Origin of the sequence: Pseudomonas fontis (assembly GCF_028656955.1) — a bacterium.
Lineage (GTDB): Bacteria > Pseudomonadota > Gammaproteobacteria > Pseudomonadales > Pseudomonadaceae > Aquipseudomonas > Aquipseudomonas fontis.
In genome coordinates, this window is sequence record NZ_JAMDGY010000060.1 from 1 (window position 1) to 17,139 (window position 17,139).

The window sequence follows — 17,139 nt, forward strand, 5'->3', positions numbered from 1 at the left end:
GTGAGGCTGCGCTGGAGCCCTCAAGGGCTCCCAAAGGCGGCGCGCAGCCTCAGTTCTGCTCGGCGACGCTGGTCTTGCCCTGGCGGTCTTCGATTTCGGTGATCAAGCGCTTGGCCAGTGCCGGGTAGTTCTCGTCGAAGTGATGCCCGCCCGGCAGCTTCAGGCGTTCGCCCACGGCGGTATGGTCGGTACAGCCGCTCTCGTCGGTCTCTTCCTCACCATAAATGCACACCACCTTGGCGGCTGGCATCTTGGCCATTTCCGGCCCGGTAGGCGCTTCCTTGCCCGCATTGCCGAGCCAGCCGTCCACTTCGATCTCGAAGCTGCCGCTGCGGGCGAAGGCCAGCAGAATCACTGCATCAATGCGTTTCTGGTCTTCTTCCGGCAGGCGGTTGTAGATCGCCGGCAACACATCCGCGCCGAACGAATAACCGGTCAGCACGAAACGCTTGGTGCCCCACTTCTGGCGGTAGTGCTGCATCAGCTCGGAGAGGTCGACTGCGCTCTGCTCCGGCGTCTTGTGCTGCCAGTAGTAGCGCAGGGTGTCGATGCCCACCACCGGATAGCCCAGCTTGGCCATTTCGCCCGCCACATCGCGGTCCAGGTCACGCCAGCCGCCATCACCGGAGAGGAACAGCGTCACGGTGTCCGTGGTTTGCCCGGCAGGCACCTCTACCACCGGAATGCTCATGGCATTGCCGTCTTCACCGATCAGGGCCTGGGTCAGCTGTGCCTTGAGTACCTGCGGCAGGTGAATGTCGTAGTCACTGATGCTGGTCTCGGCATTCGCCTGGTCGCGTACGAAGGCGGCGCTGGCGTCGTCCGGGTTGTCGTTCCAGGCCACGTTCCAGTGACCATGGGCCGCCGCTTTGGGCAGTGCAGCGGTGCAGCCCGGCTGCTCCAGGTTGAAGTCAACCGAGATGGCCAGGGCCTTGTCGTCGGTTTGCCCGGCCAGCCAGCTCCAGGCGAGGTTGGCGCCCGGGCCGATACCGGCCACCAGGGTCGGTGCGCCTTGCAACTGTTGCAGGGTCTGCTGCAGCGCTTGCTGTTGCAGGTTGCAGTCGGCAGGTGGCAGTACCACTTGCACCAGTTGCGCTTCACCGCTCTGGCTCAGGTCGAGCAGTTGCTTGTCGGTCAGTTGCTGGTCTTGCGGCACGGCAATCGCCACGCGCGCCTTGGCCTTTTCGCCCGGGGTTACCCGCACCAGGCTGCTGCCGTCGGCCAGGGTAATGCGTTCCAGGTGCGCTTGCGGCGCGGGCCGGGTCCACAGCCAGAAGGCCGCAGCTGCGGCCAGCAGGGCCGCCAGCACGGCGGCCAGTACATACAACCCATAGCGTCGAATCATCAGCGTTTCACCAATCCAGTCAGGCCGCCTGCAATCAGGGCGGCAGTGTCGGCCAGTGCCACCAGCGGATCAAGTCCTGCGGGCACAGCCATGTAACGGGGTTCCCAGTCAGGCTGGAACTTGTCTTTGAAGCGGCGCAGGCCCTGGAAGTTGTAGAGCTGCTCACCACGCTGGAACACCATCGAACCCAGGCGCTGGGTCAGCGGTGCACCGCGACGCGGTTGCAGGCCCGACAAGGGCACCATGCCGAGGCTGAAACGGGCGTAGCCCTGGTTCTTATAATGTTGGATCAAGCCGACCATCATGAATTCCATGGTCAGCTTTGGCGCATCCGGGTGCGCACGCATCAGGTCCAGGCTGGCCAGTTCACGGCTGTGGGTCTCGAGCAGGTTGGCAAAGGCCACCGGCTGGCCCTGGAAACGGATCAGGGCAATGCGAAAGTGTTGTAGATAGTCTGCGCTGAATCGGCCCAGAGAGAAGCCTTTTTCGCGCACGTTCTTGCCGGTCAACCAGGCGTCGGAGATCACCTTCAGCTCATCCAGCGGGGCATGCCCCGGCTCGTGGATCTCCAGGCTCAGGCCGTCGCGACCACCACGGTTCCAGGTGTAGCGCAGGTCTTTCATCTCCTTGCCCTTGGCTTCGAGGTCGAAGCGAAGCAGATCGACGCGGGCCTCTTCGCCCAGCTTGATCGCCGTCAGGCCGATGTCCATGTAGAACGGCAGGTTCTCTGCGCGTACCTGGTAGAACACCGGGCGGGCGTGATGGATGTCGCACAGGTCACGGAACTGCCAGATCATCTCGGCACGACGCTGCGCCGGGCCAATCGGGTCATACAGGGCTACCAGGCTGCGGCCACGGCGCGCGTACATGAGGAACGCGTCTTCGTCCGGGTGGAACAGCAGCGCCTTGTCACCGGTCAGGGCCAGGCCGCCGTCAGGCTGGTCGGAGGTTAACAGGATGCGGTTGGCCCGTTGCAGTTCGTCAGGCGTTGGCAGATGGATGGTCGGCCGTGCCGTGCGCAGCAGCCAGGTCAGGGCGACGATCACCAGCAATACTGCACTGCCCAGGGCCGAGCGCAGGCCGCGCGGGGCGTCGGCGTCGAGGGTGAACTGCCACCACAGCTTGTGGCTGTAGGGAACGTCCTGGTAGGCGAACAGCAGCAGCCACACCGATGCGCCGACCACGCAGGCACTGGCCACCAGATACACCGGTGAGAACGGCAGTTCCAGCAAGCGGCTGGGGCGATAGAAGGAGCGACGGAATACTGCCAGCAGGCACGCGGTCAGGGTCAGCAGGCTGGCCTCTTCCCAGTCGAAGCCCTTGAGTAGAGAGAGCAGGGCGCCCACCAACAGAAACACAGTGGTGAGCATCCATGCGGCCGACAGGCGACGGCGCAGGCCCTGGGCCAGCAGCAGGCAGAGTACGCCGATCAGGCTGGCGCCGAAGTGCGAGGCGTCGATCAGGCGGTGCGGGATCAGGAAGCCCAGGTGTTGCAGGCGTTCATCGATCTCCGGGGTGGCGCCGGAAAACAGCAACACCACGCCAGAGAGAAACACCAGCACGGCCAGTACCGGCGCAGCCAGCCCCGAAGCCACCTTGATGGCCTGCTGGGCAAACAGGAAGCGCCGCGCTTCGCTGGCCAGCAGCACCACACAGGCCACTAGCAACGGCAGTACTACATAGATCAGGCGATACAGCAGCAAGGCGGCAGCCAGGGGTGCAGCCCCCAGCTGATTGGCGAATGCAGCGAGCAGGATGGCTTCGAATACACCGACACCGCCAGGCACGTGGCTCAGGACACCGGCGGCGAGTGCCAGCAGGTAGACCAGCAGGAAGGCGCCAAACGGTGGGGCTTCAGGCAGCAGCAGATAAAGAACCGTAGCGGCAGCGGAAACGTCGAGCGCAGTAATCACCAGTTGCAGCAGTGTCAGGCGCGCGCCCGGCAGGCGCAGGGTGCGCCGGCCGATCTGGGTCAGCAGGTTGTCGGTGATCGGCTGCTCAGGCAAGCGGCGACGGTACAGGCCGTAGACCAATGCCAGGCACAGTCCGAGTACGGCAATGGAAATACCCGCAAGCAGACCGCTGGGCATGCGCAGTGCTGCCGAGGCTGCAGGCAAGTTGCTCAAGGTGGCCAGTGCGGCCAGCGGCGGCAGTGCGCAGCCCAGGGACAGGCTGGCAAACAGGGTCATGCGCGCGACTTCGCCGGCGCCAATGCCGTGTCGTGCATAGAGGCGGTAACGTACCGAACCACCGGACAGCAGCGACAGGCCAATGGCATTGCCGATGGCAAAGGCGCAGAAGCCGCCCATTACCAGTGTCGGCGCAGGCAGCTTCACCCCCGCATAGCGACTGGCGGACCACTCGTAACCGAGTAGCACGACGAAGCCGGCGATGGTCGCCAGGAAGGCTCCGGCCAATGCAGGCTTGGGCACGCTCAGCATCGACTCGTGCAGGGCGTAGATGTCCAGTTCGCTGAGCAGGTGGCGACAGGCGATCAGTGCCACGCAGAACAACAGCAGCGTGACGGCCAGGCCAATGGGTTGCTTGTATTTGCTTAACAGTTCAAGCCAGCGCAGGCGGTGCGCAGCAATGGGCTGCGCCGCCGTGACAGGGGCTTCGGCTTCAGGAATCTGTGGGCGCATCAATCACCTCGTGGATTGTGCGCGACTGGATGAAAGTATCCGGCCAAGTTACCAATCCCTATGGAAAAAATAGTGCCTGAATATTACGCGCGATCAGGCGAATCCGTGCCATCAGGATAGTTAAAGTTGTTTCACATTGCCGAGCGGCGAGGGGGAGGGCTTTGTTCCAGACGCAAAAAAGGCCACTTTTTTCAAAGTGGCCTTTTCTGTTGTTTGGTTGCGGGAGCCGGATTTGAACCGACGACCTTCGGGTTATGAGCCCGACGAGCTACCAGACTGCTCCATCCCGCGTCTGTGTGGCGGATTCTACAGCGTTGAGCGATGCTGTCAATCCTTAATTATTGATTTTCAAGAAATTCCTACTGACGGACTTTCCGTCAGATGCAAAAAAGGCCACTTTTTTGTTGTTTGGTTGCGGGAGCCGGATTTGAACCGACGACCTTCGGGTTATGAGCCCGACGAGCTACCAGACTGCTCCATCCCGCGTCTGTGAGGTGGATTCTATAGAAATCTCGCTGTGTGTCAACCTATTTAATCAAGAAATCCTTTTTGTTCAAATGCTTAGCTTGCCTGGAGTGGCGCGGGACCCGCTGCGGCGTGGCTTGCAGGGCCAATATGCCCTGTGCGGGGTGGGATGCGGTGATGAACGCCGAGTGAGATACTATCTGTATGAATTTACAGTGCATGCCGTCAGCCATGTCCCAACGCAAGATCATCCACATCGACTGTGATTGTTTCTACGCCGCCATCGAGATGCGCGACGACCCGCGCCTGGCGGGTCGCCCACTGGCGGTGGGCGGTTCTGCCGAACGTCGCGGGGTGATTGCTACCTGTAACTATGAAGCACGGGCATTTGGTGTGCGTTCAGCCATGTCCTCTCGACACGCGTTGAAACTGTGCCCAGACCTGCTGATCGTCAAGCCGCGCATGGATGCCTATAAAGAAGCCTCGCGGGAGATCCACAACATCTTTCGCGAATACACCGAGTTGATCGAGCCGCTGTCGCTGGATGAGGCCTACCTGGATGTCTCCGATAGCCCGCGTTGTTCCGGCAGTGCAACGCGGATAGCCGAGGAGATTCGTCGGCGTGTCTCGCAGAAGCTGCACATCACTGTCTCGGCTGGTGTCGCACCCAACAAGTTCCTTGCCAAGATCGCCAGTGATTGGCGCAAGCCCAACGGTTTGTTCGTCATCACCCCGCCTGAAGTCGAGGATTTTGTTGCTGTGTTGCCAGTCAGCAAGCTGCACGGTGTCGGCAAGGTCACGGCAGACAAGCTGCACCGGCTGGGTATCGTCAATTGCCTGGACCTGCGCGAGTGGGACCGGCTGGCGCTGGTTCGCGATTTCGGCAGTTTTGGTGAACGCTTGTGGGGGCTGGCGCGGGGTATTGATGAGCGTGCGGTGCACAATGACAGCCGGCGTCAGTCGGTGAGTGTCGAAAATACCTACGATACCGATCTGCCAGACTTGGCCAGCTGCTTGGAGAAATTGCCGGAATTGCTGGAGACGCTAGCCCAGCGCATGTCGCGTATAGATAGTAGCTACCGGCCCGGTAAGCCGTTTGTGAAGGTCAAGTTCCATGATTTCAGCCAGACCACCCTGGAGCAGGCGGGGGCGGGGCGTGACCTGGGCAGCTATCAGCTGTTGCTGAGCCAGGCATTCGCGCGTGGCGGCAAGCCGGTCAGGTTGCTGGGGATTGGCGTGCGCTTGCAGGATCTGCGAGGTGCCCATGAACAACTGGAGCTGTTTGGGCAGTAAAACGAGGTAAGTTCATCGCGGGACCAGCCCGCTCCCACAGGTGTTTCTGTGGGAGCGGGCTGGTCCCGCGATGCTTTTACTGTGCGCCAGGGTCAGCGACCAGGCGGCCGGCATCCTTGGTCAGCGACTTGAGAAACTCCTGTTGCAGCTCCGGATCATTGCGGGTCAGCTCGATCAGGCTCTGCTCCAGTTCGCTGGCTTCTTCTTCAAGGCCCAGTTCGGACAGGCGTTTGACGCGGTGTACCCATTGGCTCACCTCGTCGTCTTCCAGGTCCTCGTAAATCAGCTCGTGTGCTTCAACCAGCTTGCCGCGCAGGGTAGGGCTGATCAGCAGGCTGTCGTCCGCGCGAACATTGTTGTCCTCGTCGGTCACTGCCAGGTGCAGGGTTCCGACATGGGTCAGGTTCTGTTCGCTGAACGGGCTGTCTAGCAGGTTCAGGCGCAGCACGCCATTGCGGTCAGTGGTCAGCTCGTGGGTGGTCTTGCCAGCCTTGACCTCCACGAGTCGCTCGCTCCACGGCACGCTGGTGTATTCCTGGCGTTTTTCCTTCTGTACTTCGTCGATGCCTGCCAGGTTCTGCTGGGAGCGGCCGTTGGACTGCACGTTCATGAACGGGTTGAGGCCGGCGAAACCATAGCTCAACCAGTCGTGGGTCACGCTGTCGGGCAGATTGCCCAGGGCAAACACGTTGACCACGTTGGCGCCGGCACCAGCCACCACGGCGACCGCACCCAGCGGGATCTCGTAGATCTCCCGCCAGGCTTGGTACGGCGTGTAGCGGTCATAGTGGCGGGTCACCTCGAATTCGGTGACTTCGAAGTGCTTTTGCTCATGAATGCGCACACGGCGTTGCGGCAGCTCGAGTACCTTGGGATCTCCGATATCGATCTGCAGGCTGTGTTCGAGCAACTTGCGCTCGATACGTTCCTCATGCTCGCTGCGCTGGGACATCTGGTTGGCGCAGCCGCTGAGGAACAGGGCGCCGCACAAGGCGGCGCCCCCGAAGGTAAAGGTACTTCGCTTGAACATGATTACTCTTGTTTTGGCTATCAGCGACGAATACGGGCTTGCAGGAACGACAGCACTTCGGCCACCGGCAAGGCCTGGGCCTCGCTTTCGGTACGGTGCTTGTATTCCAGGTTGCCATCGGCCAGACCACGGTCGCTGACGACGATGCGGTGCGGGATGCCGATCAGCTCCATGTCGGCGAACTTGATGCCCGGGCTGGTCTTCTTGTCGCGATCGTCCAGCAGGACTTCAAAGCCGGCGGCAGTCAGTTCGGCGTACAGCTTGTCGGTAGCCTCGCGCACTTCTGCGGTTTCATAGCGCAGCGGTACCAGGGCGATCTGGAACGGCGCCAGGGTGTCGCTCCAAATGATGCCCTTGTCATCGAAGTTCTGTTCGATGGCAGCTGCGACCACGCGGGATACACCGATACCGTAGCAACCCATGGCCAGGATGACCGGCTTGCCGTTCTCTCCCAGTACCTGGCACTTCAACGCTTCGCTGTACTTGGTGCCGAGCTGGAAGATATGGCCGACTTCGATACCGCGCTTGATCAGCAGGGTGCCTTTGCCGTCCGGGCTTGGGTCGCCAGCAACCACGTTACGCAGGTCGGCGATTTCCGGTACGGGCAGGTCGCGCTCCCAGTTCACGCCGAAGTAGTGCTTGTCGTCGACGTTGGCGCCGATGCCGAAGTCGCTCATCAGGGCGACCGAACGGTCGATGATGCATGGCAGCGGCAGGTTCAGCGGGCCCAGGGAGCCGGCGCCGGCGCCGATGGCGTCACGCAGTTCGGCGTCGCTGGCCATGACCAGAGGGCTGGCAACCTGTGGCAGGTTGGCGGCCTTGATTTCGTTCAGCTCGTGGTCGCCACGGACTACCAGGGCAATCAGCTTGCCCTCTTCGGCGGCGTGCACGATCAGGGTCTTGACGGTCTTTTCGATCGCCAGGTTGTAGTTGTTGACCAGTTGCTCGATGGTCTTGGCGTCCGGCGTGTCGACCAGGCGCAGCGCTTCGCTTGGGGCTGGGCGCACGGTTTCGCGTGGGATCGCCTCGGCCTTCTCGATGTTGGCGGCGTAGTCGGAGCTGTCGCTGAAGATCACATCGTCTTCACCGGACTGGGCCAGCACGTGGAATTCGTGGGAGTAGCTGCCACCGATCGAGCCGGTGTCGGCTTGCACTGGGCGGAAGTCCAGGCCCAGGCGGCTGAAGATGTTGCAGTACGCCTGGTGCATGCGGTCATAGGTGACCTGCAGCGACGCCTGGTCGGCGTGGAAGGAGTAGGCGTCCTTCATGATGAATTCGCGACCACGCATCAGGCCGAAGCGCGGACGAATCTCGTCACGGAACTTGGTCTGGATCTGGTACATGTTCAGCGGCAACTGTTTATAGCTGCTCAGCTCGTTGCGGGCGAGGTCGGTGATGACTTCTTCGTGGGTCGGGCCAACGCAGAACTCGCGACCGTGACGGTCCTTCAGGCGCAGCAACTCGGGGCCGTATTGTTCCCAGCGACCGGATTCCTGCCACAGTTCAGCGGGCTGGATGGCCGGCATCAGCACTTCCAGGGCGCCAGCAGCGTTCATTTCCTCGCGTACCACGGCTTCGACCTTGCGCATCACTCGCAGGCCCATCGGCAGCCAGGTGTACAGGCCGGAGGCAAGCTTGCGGATCATGCCGGCACGCAGCATGAGCTGGTGGCTGATGACGACCGCGTCGGACGGGGTTTCTTTTTGTGTGGCGAGCAAATATTGACTGGTGCGCATGGTAGGCCGTTGTCGGTTGCTTAACAGAAATGACCCCGCATTGTACGGGGGCGATTCGGCGACGTATAGGATGGCAACGGCTGAAACTGCGGTAAGTGGATCACCGGAAAGGAAAAAGCCCGGCAATGCCGGGCTTTTTCATGCTGGGATGCTGTGAGCCGAAGGGCTTACAGGATGCTCAGCGGGTACTCGACGATCAGACGGGTGTCGGTGAAGTCGTTGTAGTTCGCAGCGTTCTCAACCGAGTTGGCACGGTTGATCGAGTGACGAACACGGAACGACAGATCCTTGGCCGGGCCTTCCTGCAGCACGTACTTGGCCTCGACGTTCCATTCGTGTTCCTTGCCTTCTTTGTTGCCGCCTTCGTCATCTCTCAGCTGAATGTTGTCGCCGGTGATGTAACGAGTCATGAAGCTCAGGCCTGGAACACCGTAGGACGCCATGTTCAGGTCGTAGCGACCCTGCCAGGAGCGCTCGTTCGGGCCGACGAAGTCGGAGATCTGTACGGAGTTGGCAAGGAATACCGTGCCGCCGCCGTCGATGCCGTAGTTGTAGCCGGTAGGGCCAGTGGAGCGCTGGTGGCCCAGGGTGAAGGTGTGTGCGCCCAGGGTGTAGGCAGCCGAAAGGCTCCACACTTTGTTGTCCAGGTCGCCGGCCAGCTTCTTGCCGTCGTCTTTGCTGCGGTAGGCGTTGAAGTCGAACACCAGACCTTGCTCGTCCGACAGAGGCAGTGCCCAGTTGACGTTGACGTATTGCTTCTTCCAGAAGTCTTCAACGTCGGAAGCGTGGATCGCTGCGCTCAGGTTCTCGCTGAACTTGTAGCTGGCGCCGGCAATGTTGGCCGACTTCAGGGACTCGCCGCTTTGAGTCAGGCTGTCACGACCGGTCTGCACTTGGCTGTTCATCGCGGTGAAGCGACCAGCGCTCAGCTCCAGGCCTTCGATTTCGTTGCTGGTGATCAGGGTACCCGTGGCAACTTCCGGCAGGATGCGGCTGTCGTCGGTAGCGAAGACCGGGCTGCTGGTCATCTGGTTACCGTACTTCAGTACGGTGTTGGACAGACGCAGCTTGATCGCGCCGCCCATTTCGGACTGGGTGTCTTCTGGACGACCTTCGCTGTTGGTGGCGAACTGGTCCGCACCACGGGTACGGCCACGGCCGCTGTCCAGCTTGGTGCTGCTCAAGGTATGGGCGTCAACGCCGAAACCAACGGTGCCCTCAGTGAAGCCCGAGGAGAACAGCAGTCGGGTGCCGAGGCCGAACTCTTCGAAGTAGGAATTGCGCAGACCGGCTTTCGTGTTGTTGAAAGCTGCACCGTTGCGTGCATCACGGTTCATGTACAACGCACGGTTGAAGATTTTGAAGGTGCTGTCTTCAACAAAGCCTTTGGATTCGGATTGTTCGGATGCTATTGCCATCTGCGAGGTGCCGGCCGCTACGGCCAAGGCGATCATGCTCCACTTCATCACGCGCATCGTGATTTGCTCCTTTGGTTTTTAGGAAGATTACTGCCATGCCCCGTTGGTTTTTTTATCGGAGTGGCTCTTTCTTGTTTGAGTCGGCGGAATGTATATCACGCTTACTCTTGTTGGCGATACTTGCGAAACGAACCTTTCAGTAACTTTACGGTCCCGTCGCAAACAGTTATGTCCCTGTCGCAAATCACGCCCCGAGCATAGCGGGTCGTACAACTCCAGCGCTGTTTTAGATGGCATAAGGATAGGTAAAAAAACGCTAAGTCCTTGATGCCAAAACTCCCTGGTTACCCGTGCAGCTGTTGTTATTTGTCGCACACCACTTGCTTATGCAGGTGCCATGCCGACGTTGGCAGCTGAGAATGCAACAAGCGTGCTCAAACGCGGGTCAAAAAATGAAATTTTCACATTTCTTCGTTCGAAAGCCGGCGAACCCCCGAAAACACTGGGGGCTAAGATCCAAACGTTCGGGTGCAGTGCGTATGACGGAATAAGCCTATATCCGGACTTTGGAGTCAAAGCGTTACCGTTTTCAGGTTGCGGTGGGTAGTTTGCGGATACGGGTTGCGCCGAAGCGGGTCGTTCGGCGCTATTTTGGTGCGAAAAGTAGCGTTTGGTTACTTCTGTAGGAGGATGCCTACGATTCTTTGTGGGCATTTTCCGGCCTGGTGCTGCGCCAAATGGGGGCATCACCCCATTTTCCGGGTGTCTGGCGGTGTCGGCCGCTGCTGATCAGGGTATCCTGCGTGCCTGGCTCGCCCTTGGTGAGTATCAATCGATGGTGTGAGGAGAATGCCCAGTGTTTGCTTTGGATCAACGCCTTGAACAGGACACTTATCCGTTAGGGGACTTTCCCCTGTGTCGTTTGTTGCTGAGCAAGGATGCCAACTATCCCTGGTTCATTCTTGTCCCGCGCCGCGCGGATATCAGTGAAGTGTTTCAACTTGATGACACTGATCAGTTGCAGCTGTGGAAAGAAACTTCGGCCCTGGCTGAAGTGCTCAAGCGCAGTTTTGCGGCGGACAAGATGAATGTCGCGACCTTGGGTAATGTGGTCAGTCAGCTGCATATGCATGTGATTGTTCGGCGCAAGGATGATGTTGCATGGCCGGCGCCGGTGTGGGGTAATAAGCCTGCTATCGAATATTCGGCTGAGCAAATAGCAGTGATTCGCAATACCGTCGAGTCGGTGTTGGGTAATGAGTTCAAGCCTGTGGGGCGTGAGCAATGAATCTTGAAGACCGCGTCACTGAACTGGAAACACGCCTGGTATTCCAGGATGACACGATTCAGGCGCTGAACGATGTGCTGGTCAAACAGCAACAGCAGGTAGAACGCCTGCAGTTGCAAATGTCAGCTTTGCTCAAGCGCTATGAAGAGATGGTCGGGCAGTTCGGTGCCAGTGAAGAAGAAGCGCCACCGCCGCACTATTAATAGAAGCGTAAAAAAACCGCGACAGGCAGTGATGCCGTCGCGGTTTTTTTATGCGTGGATCAGCGGCGAGGCGCAGCGATCACGTCTTCGGCTTGCAGGCCCTTGTCGCGATTCATGACCGAGAACTCGACGCGCTGGCCTTCGACCAGTACCCGGTGGCCTTCACCACGGATGGCACGAAAGTGCACGAAGATGTCGTCACCGGAGTCGCGGGAGATGAAGCCGAACCCTTTGGAGGTGTTGAACCACTTCACGGTACCGGTATCGCGGTTGCTCATGTCGTAGGTCGGTGCGGCGTTGCTGCGTGCCCGTACTGGTCTGCTGAAGGCGGCAGCCAGGTGCAGCAGGGTGGCGAGCAGGGCGCAGGCCAGGGCGGGCAGGGTGCCCAGTTCCGGGCGGGCCAGCAGGGTCACGGCTTGCAGTGCAACCGCGATGACCAGCAGGGCGTTTGCGCCGATTTGCAGGTATTGGCGCAGGCCTTTGTAGTACAGCGGCACAACGGGGGCCAGGATCAGGTTGAGCAGGCCGAACAGTGCCAGGTAAATGGCATCCGGTTGCTGCAGGAAGGGAACCTCGGCGGTTCTCAGGCTCGGGAGGACGCAAAGCAGCAAGGCTGCCACGCCCGTTAACAAGTGGACGATCTTGAACATGGTGGTTTGACTCACATTTTATTTGAGCGGATCACGGGAAGAGCTGAGCCCACGGCGCACGGATACACAAAAAGCACAAAAGCGTGGGGGAATCAGCCTATGCGTCATTGCCCTGAAATAAATTGGCAATGCCGACACACTGTCTATTTAACCGCAAAGGCCGGGGTATCTCAAATCAGCCCGTCGCCCGGTCGGCAGGGTGCTGCGCTGTGTCGCAGGCAGCGCCGGGCAGCAAGGCTGCAGCAGGCGCCAACTCTTGCTACAGTGGACGGGTCTGACATGTTGAACAAACATCATAGGAAGGACTGTATATGGCAATTGATATCGGTATCAGCGAAGATGATCGCAAGTCCATTGCCGATGGCTTGTCGAATTTGCTCGCGGATACCTATGTTCTGTATCTGAAGACCCATAACTTTCACTGGAACGTCACCGGCCCGATGTTCCGCACCCTGCACCTGATGTTCGAAGAGCAATACAACGAATTGGCCCTGGCGGTGGATTCGATTGCCGAGCGTATTCGCGCGCTGGGCTTTCCGGCACCTGGAACTTATGCCGAGTACGCCAGGCGTTCCTCGATCAAGGAAACCGAAGGCGTGCCGTCTGCCGAGGCGATGATCCAGTTGCTGGTCGAGGGCCAGGAAGCGGTCACGCGTACCGCACGCAGCCTGTTCCCGCTGCTCGACAAGGTCAGCGACGAGCCGACCGCCGACTTGCTCACCCAGCGCATGCAAGTACATGAAAAGACCGCGTGGATGCTGCGCTCGCTGCTGAGCTGATTTCCCCACGTGACAACATAAGCCGGGTGCCGAAAGGCCCCCGGCTTTGTTGTTTCAAGCGCAATGGAAAGTGTTCTCGGCGTTTTTAAAATCCCGTTCTTTTTGCGCTATTCCTACAACTTCCATGCCGGCCGTCTGCTGGTGACGGCAGGCGGATCAGCGCTTTAGTGGCAGGTACTTGTACAGCACAGCGGATGTGTTGGTGTTCCGGTCAGTCAAAGCGTGGTGAAGCTATGCCTCAGTTAGGGAATCGATGGGCCCGGGTCGCGGGTGAACCTCAACGGACGGCAATTGATCCGTTTGAGGCCGACTTCGACATGGGGCTTGCCCACCCCTTGTCTCGTTCGGTGCGGCTCAACGGCTTTGCAACCTGCTTGCGTCTGGAAGCGGTGTACTGGAAGATCCTTGAACGCATCGCCTTGGCGAACCAATGCACGGTCAATGCCGTGCTGTCGCATGTCGACCGCCAGGTGCACCTGCGTCACGGCGGGGTGAAGAACTTCAGCGGCCTGGTGCGGGTGATCTGCGTGGTTTATCTGCTTGAGCGCGGGGCGACGGTCTAGACTGTTCGGCGGATGGGTGGCGTTGCCGGGCTGCACAGCCCCGGTGAACCATATATAATCCCGCTTTTTGCTGCGTGGCGCGGTCCGCGCAGAGATCGACGAGATACCTTCATGCCCCTGTATGACTATCAATGCGCTTCCTGCAATCACCAGATGGAAGTCCTCCAGAAGATGAGTGCGGCGCCGCTGACGGACTGCCCGGCCTGCCAGGCGCCGGCACTGAATAAGGTCCTGTCGGCCCCGGGCTTTCGCCTGAGTGGCAATGGCTGGTATGAAACCGACTTCAAAACCGGCACGAAAAAGAATCTTGCAGGCGGCGACAAGGCCGACTGAGTTGAACTGAACCGTCAGGGTCCTGCACACTGGACCCTTTGGGCCGTCAAGGCCTTGACCGAACATCCGAATAGACGAGAAGCGAAACCACCATCATGATGCGCAGCCACTATTGCGGCCAACTGAACGAGAGCCTGGAAGGTCAGGAAATTACCCTTTGCGGCTGGGTCCACCGTCGTCGCGACCACGGCGGGGTGATCTTCCTCGACATCCGTGACCGCGAAGGCATGGCTCAGGTCGTTTTCGACCCGGATCGCGCCGACAGCTTCGCTGCGGCTGACCGTGTGCGCAGCGAGTATGTGGTCAAGCTCACTGGCAAGGTGCGTCCTCGTCCGGCCGGTGCGGTCAACCCGAACATGGCCTCTGGTGCCATCGAAGTGCTGGGCTACGAGCTCGAAGTGCTGAACGAAGCGGAAACCCCGCCGTTCCCACTCAACGAATACTCGGACGTGGGTGAAGAAACCCGCCTGCGCTATCGCTTCATCGACCTGCGTCGTCCAGAAATGGCCGAGAAGCTGCGTCTGCGTTCGCGCATCACCACCAGCATCCGGCGCTTCCTCGACGAAAACGGCTTCCTCGACGTCGAAACGCCGATCCTGACCCGTGCTACCCCAGAAGGTGCGCGTGACTATCTGGTGCCGAGCCGTACCCACGCCGGTAGCTTCTTCGCCCTGCCGCAATCGCCTCAGCTGTTCAAGCAGCTGCTGATGGTGGCTGGCTTCGACCGCTACTACCAGATCGCCAAGTGCTTCCGTGACGAAGACCTGCGCGCTGACCGTCAGCCAGAGTTCACCCAGATCGACATCGAGACCAGCTTCCTGGACGAGTCCGATATCATGGGCCTGACCGAAAGCATGATCCGCAAGCTGTTCAAGGAAGTCCTGGACCTGGAGTTCGGTGAATTCCCGCACATGACCTTCGAAGAAGCCATGCGCCGCTACGGTTCCGACAAGCCAGACCTGCGCAACCCGCTGGAACTGGTCGACGTTGCCGATCAACTCAAAGACGTCGAGTTCAAGGTCTTCAGCGGTCCGGCCAACGATCCGAAGAGCCGCGTAGCAGCCCTGCGCGTCCCTGGTGGCGCGAGCATGCCGCGCAGCCGCATCGACGAGTACACCAAGTTCGTCGGCATCTACGGTGCCAAGGGCCTGGCCTACATCAAGGTCAACGAGCGCGCCAAAGGCGTCGAAGGCCTGCAGTCGCCAATCGTCAAGAACATCCCTGAGGCCAACCTGAACGTGATCCTTGATCGCGTCGGTGCGGTCGATGGCGACATCGTGTTCTTCGGCGCCGACAAGGCGAAGATCGTCAGCGAAGCCCTGGGCGCCCTGCGCATCAAGGTCGGCAACGACTTCAGCCTGCACACCTGCGAATGGGCGCCAATGTGGGTCGTCGACTTCCCGATGTTCGACGAGAACGACGACGGCAGCTTCAGCGCCTTGCACCACCCGTTCACTGCACCGAAGTGCAGCCCGGAGGAGCTTGAGGCCAACCCTGCCACTGCCCTGTCGCGCGCTTACGACATGGTCCTGAACGGCACCGAGCTGGGTGGCGGTTCGATCCGTATCCACCGTAAAGAGATGCAACAGGCGGTGTTCCGTCTGCTGGGCATCGAAGCGGCAGAACAGGAAGAGAAGTTCGGCTTCCTGCTCGACGCGCTGAAGTTCGGTGCACCGCCGCACGGTGGCCTGGCCTTCGGTCTGGACCGCCTGGTCATGCTGATGACCGGTGCCCAGTCGATTCGTGAAGTGATTGCCTTCCCGAAAACCCAGAGCGCCGCGTGCGTCATGACCCAGGCACCTGGCCTGGTCGACGCCAAGGCCTTGCGCGAACTGCACATTCGCCTGCGCGAAACGCAGAAAGCAGAATAAGGCAGCCAGGGGCGCATCTTCGGATGCGCTCTTGCGTTAAGCCGGCAGGAACCTGCCCCGGGCAGGTAAGTACGTGATTCAAGCAGAATTCGGAGTTGTGTTATGGCGGGTCATTCCAAGTGGGCGAACATCAAGCACCGCAAAGAGCGCCAGGATGCCAAGAGAGGCAAGATCTTCACCAAGTGGATTCGTGAGCTGACCGTCGCCGCCAAGCAGGGCGGTGGTGATCCTAGCTCCAACCCACGTCTGCGCCTGGCACTGGACAAGGCTTTGGCTGCCAACATGAGCCGCGACATCATCGACCGGGCTGTCGCTCGCGGTGCTGGCGCAACCGAGGCGGACAACGTCGAGGAGCTCAGCTACGAGGGCTACGGTCCGGGTGGTGTGGCGATCATGGTCGAGGCCATGACCGACAACCGCAACCGTACCGCGGCAGCCGTTCGCCATGCGTTCAGCAAATGCGGCGGCAACCTCGGCACCGACGGCTCGGTTGCCTACCTGTTCGAGCGCAAGGGGCAGATCAACTTTGCCCCGGGTGTCGACGAGGACGCCTTGATGGAGGCGGCCATGGAGGCCGATGCCGATGATGTGGTCAGCAACGAAGATGGCTCGTTTGACGTGTTCACCTCCTTCTCCAGCTTCTATGCCGTGCGCAATGCGCTGGAAGAGGCGGGCTTCAAGGCGGCAGATGCCGAAATCGTCATGCAACCGACCACCAGTGCCGAACTGGACCTGGACGGCGCGCAGAAGGTGCTCAAGCTGATCGATATGCTTGAAGACCTGGACGATGTACAAAACGTCTACTCCAACGCGGAAATTCCTGACGAAGTCATGGAAAATCTCGGCTAAGGTAGACCCCAGGCTGTTTCGAGGCCGGATCCATCATCAGGTGCCAGCACCTTGTGAGGGCTCCGGCTTCTGTCTTTGTTGTGGCGCATTCCGTGCGCCTCTATTCGCGCAGGCGTTATGACTCTGATTCTTGGTATCGACCCCGGCTCGCGCATTACCGGCTACGGTGTGGTGCGTCACACCGGGCGGGGTTGCGAGTACGTGGCTTCTGGCTGTATCCGCACTGGTAGCGGTGAGCTGCATGAACGGCTGCACATTGTTTATCGCGGTGTGCGCGAAATCATCCAGCAGCATGGCCCGGTCACCATGGGCATCGAGCGGGTGTTCATGGCACGCAATGCCGATTCGGCGCTCAAACTGGGCCAGGCACGCGGTGCGGCGATTGTCGCGGCCGCCGAAGAGGGCCTGGAAATCGCCGAATACAGCGCTACCCAGGTCAAGCAGGCGGTTGCCGGTACGGGTGGGGCGAACAAGGAGCAGGTGCAACAGATGGTGATGCACCTGCTCAAATTGACGCAAAAACCGCAAATCGACGCCTCTGATGCCCTGGCTATCGCCTTGTGCCATGCCCATACCCGCTCAAGCCTGGTGCCGCATGGCCTGGGTGCGGCACGCAGTCGTAGCGGTCGCCTGCGACTCTGATAGCATCGGCTCACAATTTTCCACTTGCCGGT

Annotated in this window: 15 protein-coding genes and 2 tRNA genes; 9 read left to right on the forward strand and 8 right to left on the reverse strand. The window is 60.2% G+C overall.

From position 1 onward, the window contains the following. Positions 1–49 precede the first annotated feature (49 nt). The 4 genes from M5G11_RS18800 to M5G11_RS18815 form a co-directional block, all read right to left on the reverse strand. Positions 50–1,345: a virulence factor family protein gene (locus M5G11_RS18800; RefSeq protein ID WP_273912152.1), complete on the reverse strand. Its 1,296-nt coding sequence runs from the start codon at positions 1,343–1,345 to the stop codon at positions 50–52. Then, positions 1,345–3,987, reverse strand: a complete 2,643-nt coding sequence (gene mprF, locus M5G11_RS18805; protein WP_273912153.1) for a bifunctional lysylphosphatidylglycerol flippase/synthetase MprF — start codon at positions 3,985–3,987, stop codon at positions 1,345–1,347. Before mprF ends, M5G11_RS18800 begins: the two co-directional genes overlap by 1 nt. 214 nt (positions 3,988–4,201) lie before the next feature. After that, positions 4,202–4,278 (reverse strand) — tRNA-Met (locus tag M5G11_RS18810). Between the two features lie 118 nt (positions 4,279–4,396). Beyond that, a tRNA-Met gene (locus M5G11_RS18815) sits at positions 4,397–4,473 on the reverse strand. Between the two features lie 210 nt (positions 4,474–4,683). Between M5G11_RS18815 and dinB the strand changes: the two genes are divergently transcribed. After that, entirely contained in the window at positions 4,684–5,745 is a 1,062-nt protein-coding gene (gene dinB / locus M5G11_RS18820) for a DNA polymerase IV (RefSeq protein ID WP_273912154.1), read from the forward strand. A 76-nt stretch (positions 5,746–5,821) separates the two neighbouring features. On the opposite strand, the gene M5G11_RS18825 is transcribed toward dinB, so the two are convergent. From M5G11_RS18825 to M5G11_RS18835, 3 genes are all read right to left on the reverse strand, one after another. Next, positions 5,822–6,775 carry a YceB family lipoprotein gene (locus tag M5G11_RS18825; protein WP_273912155.1) on the reverse strand — a complete coding sequence of 318 codons (954 nt, stop codon included), beginning with the start codon at positions 6,773–6,775 and terminating at the stop codon, positions 5,822–5,824. Between the two features lie 20 nt (positions 6,776–6,795). Continuing rightward, complete coding sequence (locus tag M5G11_RS18830; RefSeq protein WP_273912156.1) at positions 6,796–8,511, reverse strand: proline--tRNA ligase; 1,716 nt, start codon at positions 8,509–8,511, stop codon at positions 6,796–6,798. A 167-nt stretch (positions 8,512–8,678) separates the two neighbouring features. Beyond that, a complete protein-coding gene (locus tag M5G11_RS18835) occupies positions 8,679–9,986 on the reverse strand; it encodes an OprD family porin (RefSeq protein ID WP_273912157.1) in 1,308 nt (435 codons plus the stop codon). Positions 9,987–10,785: 799 nt separating this feature from the next. On the opposite strand from M5G11_RS18835, the gene M5G11_RS18840 reads away from it, so the two are divergent. Together M5G11_RS18840 and M5G11_RS18845 are read left to right on the forward strand one after the other, a co-directional pair. Next, on the forward strand, positions 10,786–11,217 hold the full coding sequence (locus tag M5G11_RS18840) for an HIT family protein (protein WP_273912158.1): 432 nt from the start codon (positions 10,786–10,788) through the stop codon (positions 11,215–11,217). Beyond that, the gene (locus tag M5G11_RS18845; protein WP_273912159.1) at positions 11,214–11,420 is read left to right on the forward strand and encodes a SlyX family protein; all 207 of its coding nucleotides are present in this window, start codon (positions 11,214–11,216) and stop codon (positions 11,418–11,420) included. Before M5G11_RS18840 ends, M5G11_RS18845 begins: the two co-directional genes overlap by 4 nt. 59 nt (positions 11,421–11,479) lie before the next feature. Here M5G11_RS18845 and M5G11_RS18850 read toward each other — a convergent pair whose 3' ends face one another. Next, complete coding sequence (locus M5G11_RS18850; protein ID WP_273912160.1) at positions 11,480–12,070, reverse strand: cold-shock protein; 591 nt, start codon at positions 12,068–12,070, stop codon at positions 11,480–11,482. A 311-nt stretch (positions 12,071–12,381) separates the two neighbouring features. Between M5G11_RS18850 and M5G11_RS18855 the strand changes: the two genes are divergently transcribed. From M5G11_RS18855 to ruvC, 6 genes are all read left to right on the forward strand, one after another. After that, complete coding sequence (locus M5G11_RS18855) at positions 12,382–12,849, forward strand: Dps family protein (protein WP_273912161.1); 468 nt, start codon at positions 12,382–12,384, stop codon at positions 12,847–12,849. A 233-nt stretch (positions 12,850–13,082) separates the two neighbouring features. Then, positions 13,083–13,412 (forward strand): ribbon-helix-helix domain-containing protein, encoded by a 330-nt coding sequence (locus M5G11_RS18860; protein ID WP_273912162.1) that lies wholly within the window; start codon positions 13,083–13,085, stop codon positions 13,410–13,412. Positions 13,413–13,523: 111 nt separating this feature from the next. Continuing rightward, on the forward strand, positions 13,524–13,745 hold the full coding sequence (locus M5G11_RS18865) for an FmdB family zinc ribbon protein (RefSeq protein ID WP_273912163.1): 222 nt from the start codon (positions 13,524–13,526) through the stop codon (positions 13,743–13,745). A 95-nt stretch (positions 13,746–13,840) separates the two neighbouring features. Continuing rightward, positions 13,841–15,616 (forward strand): aspartate--tRNA ligase, encoded by a 1,776-nt coding sequence (gene aspS / locus M5G11_RS18870; protein WP_273912164.1) that lies wholly within the window; start codon positions 13,841–13,843, stop codon positions 15,614–15,616. A gap of 102 nt (positions 15,617–15,718) precedes the next feature. Next, the gene (locus M5G11_RS18875; protein ID WP_273912165.1) at positions 15,719–16,465 is read left to right on the forward strand and encodes a YebC/PmpR family DNA-binding transcriptional regulator; all 747 of its coding nucleotides are present in this window, start codon (positions 15,719–15,721) and stop codon (positions 16,463–16,465) included. 117 nt (positions 16,466–16,582) lie between these two features. Beyond that, complete coding sequence (gene ruvC / locus M5G11_RS18880; RefSeq protein WP_273912166.1) at positions 16,583–17,107, forward strand: crossover junction endodeoxyribonuclease RuvC; 525 nt, start codon at positions 16,583–16,585, stop codon at positions 17,105–17,107. Positions 17,108–17,139 lie beyond the last annotated feature (32 nt).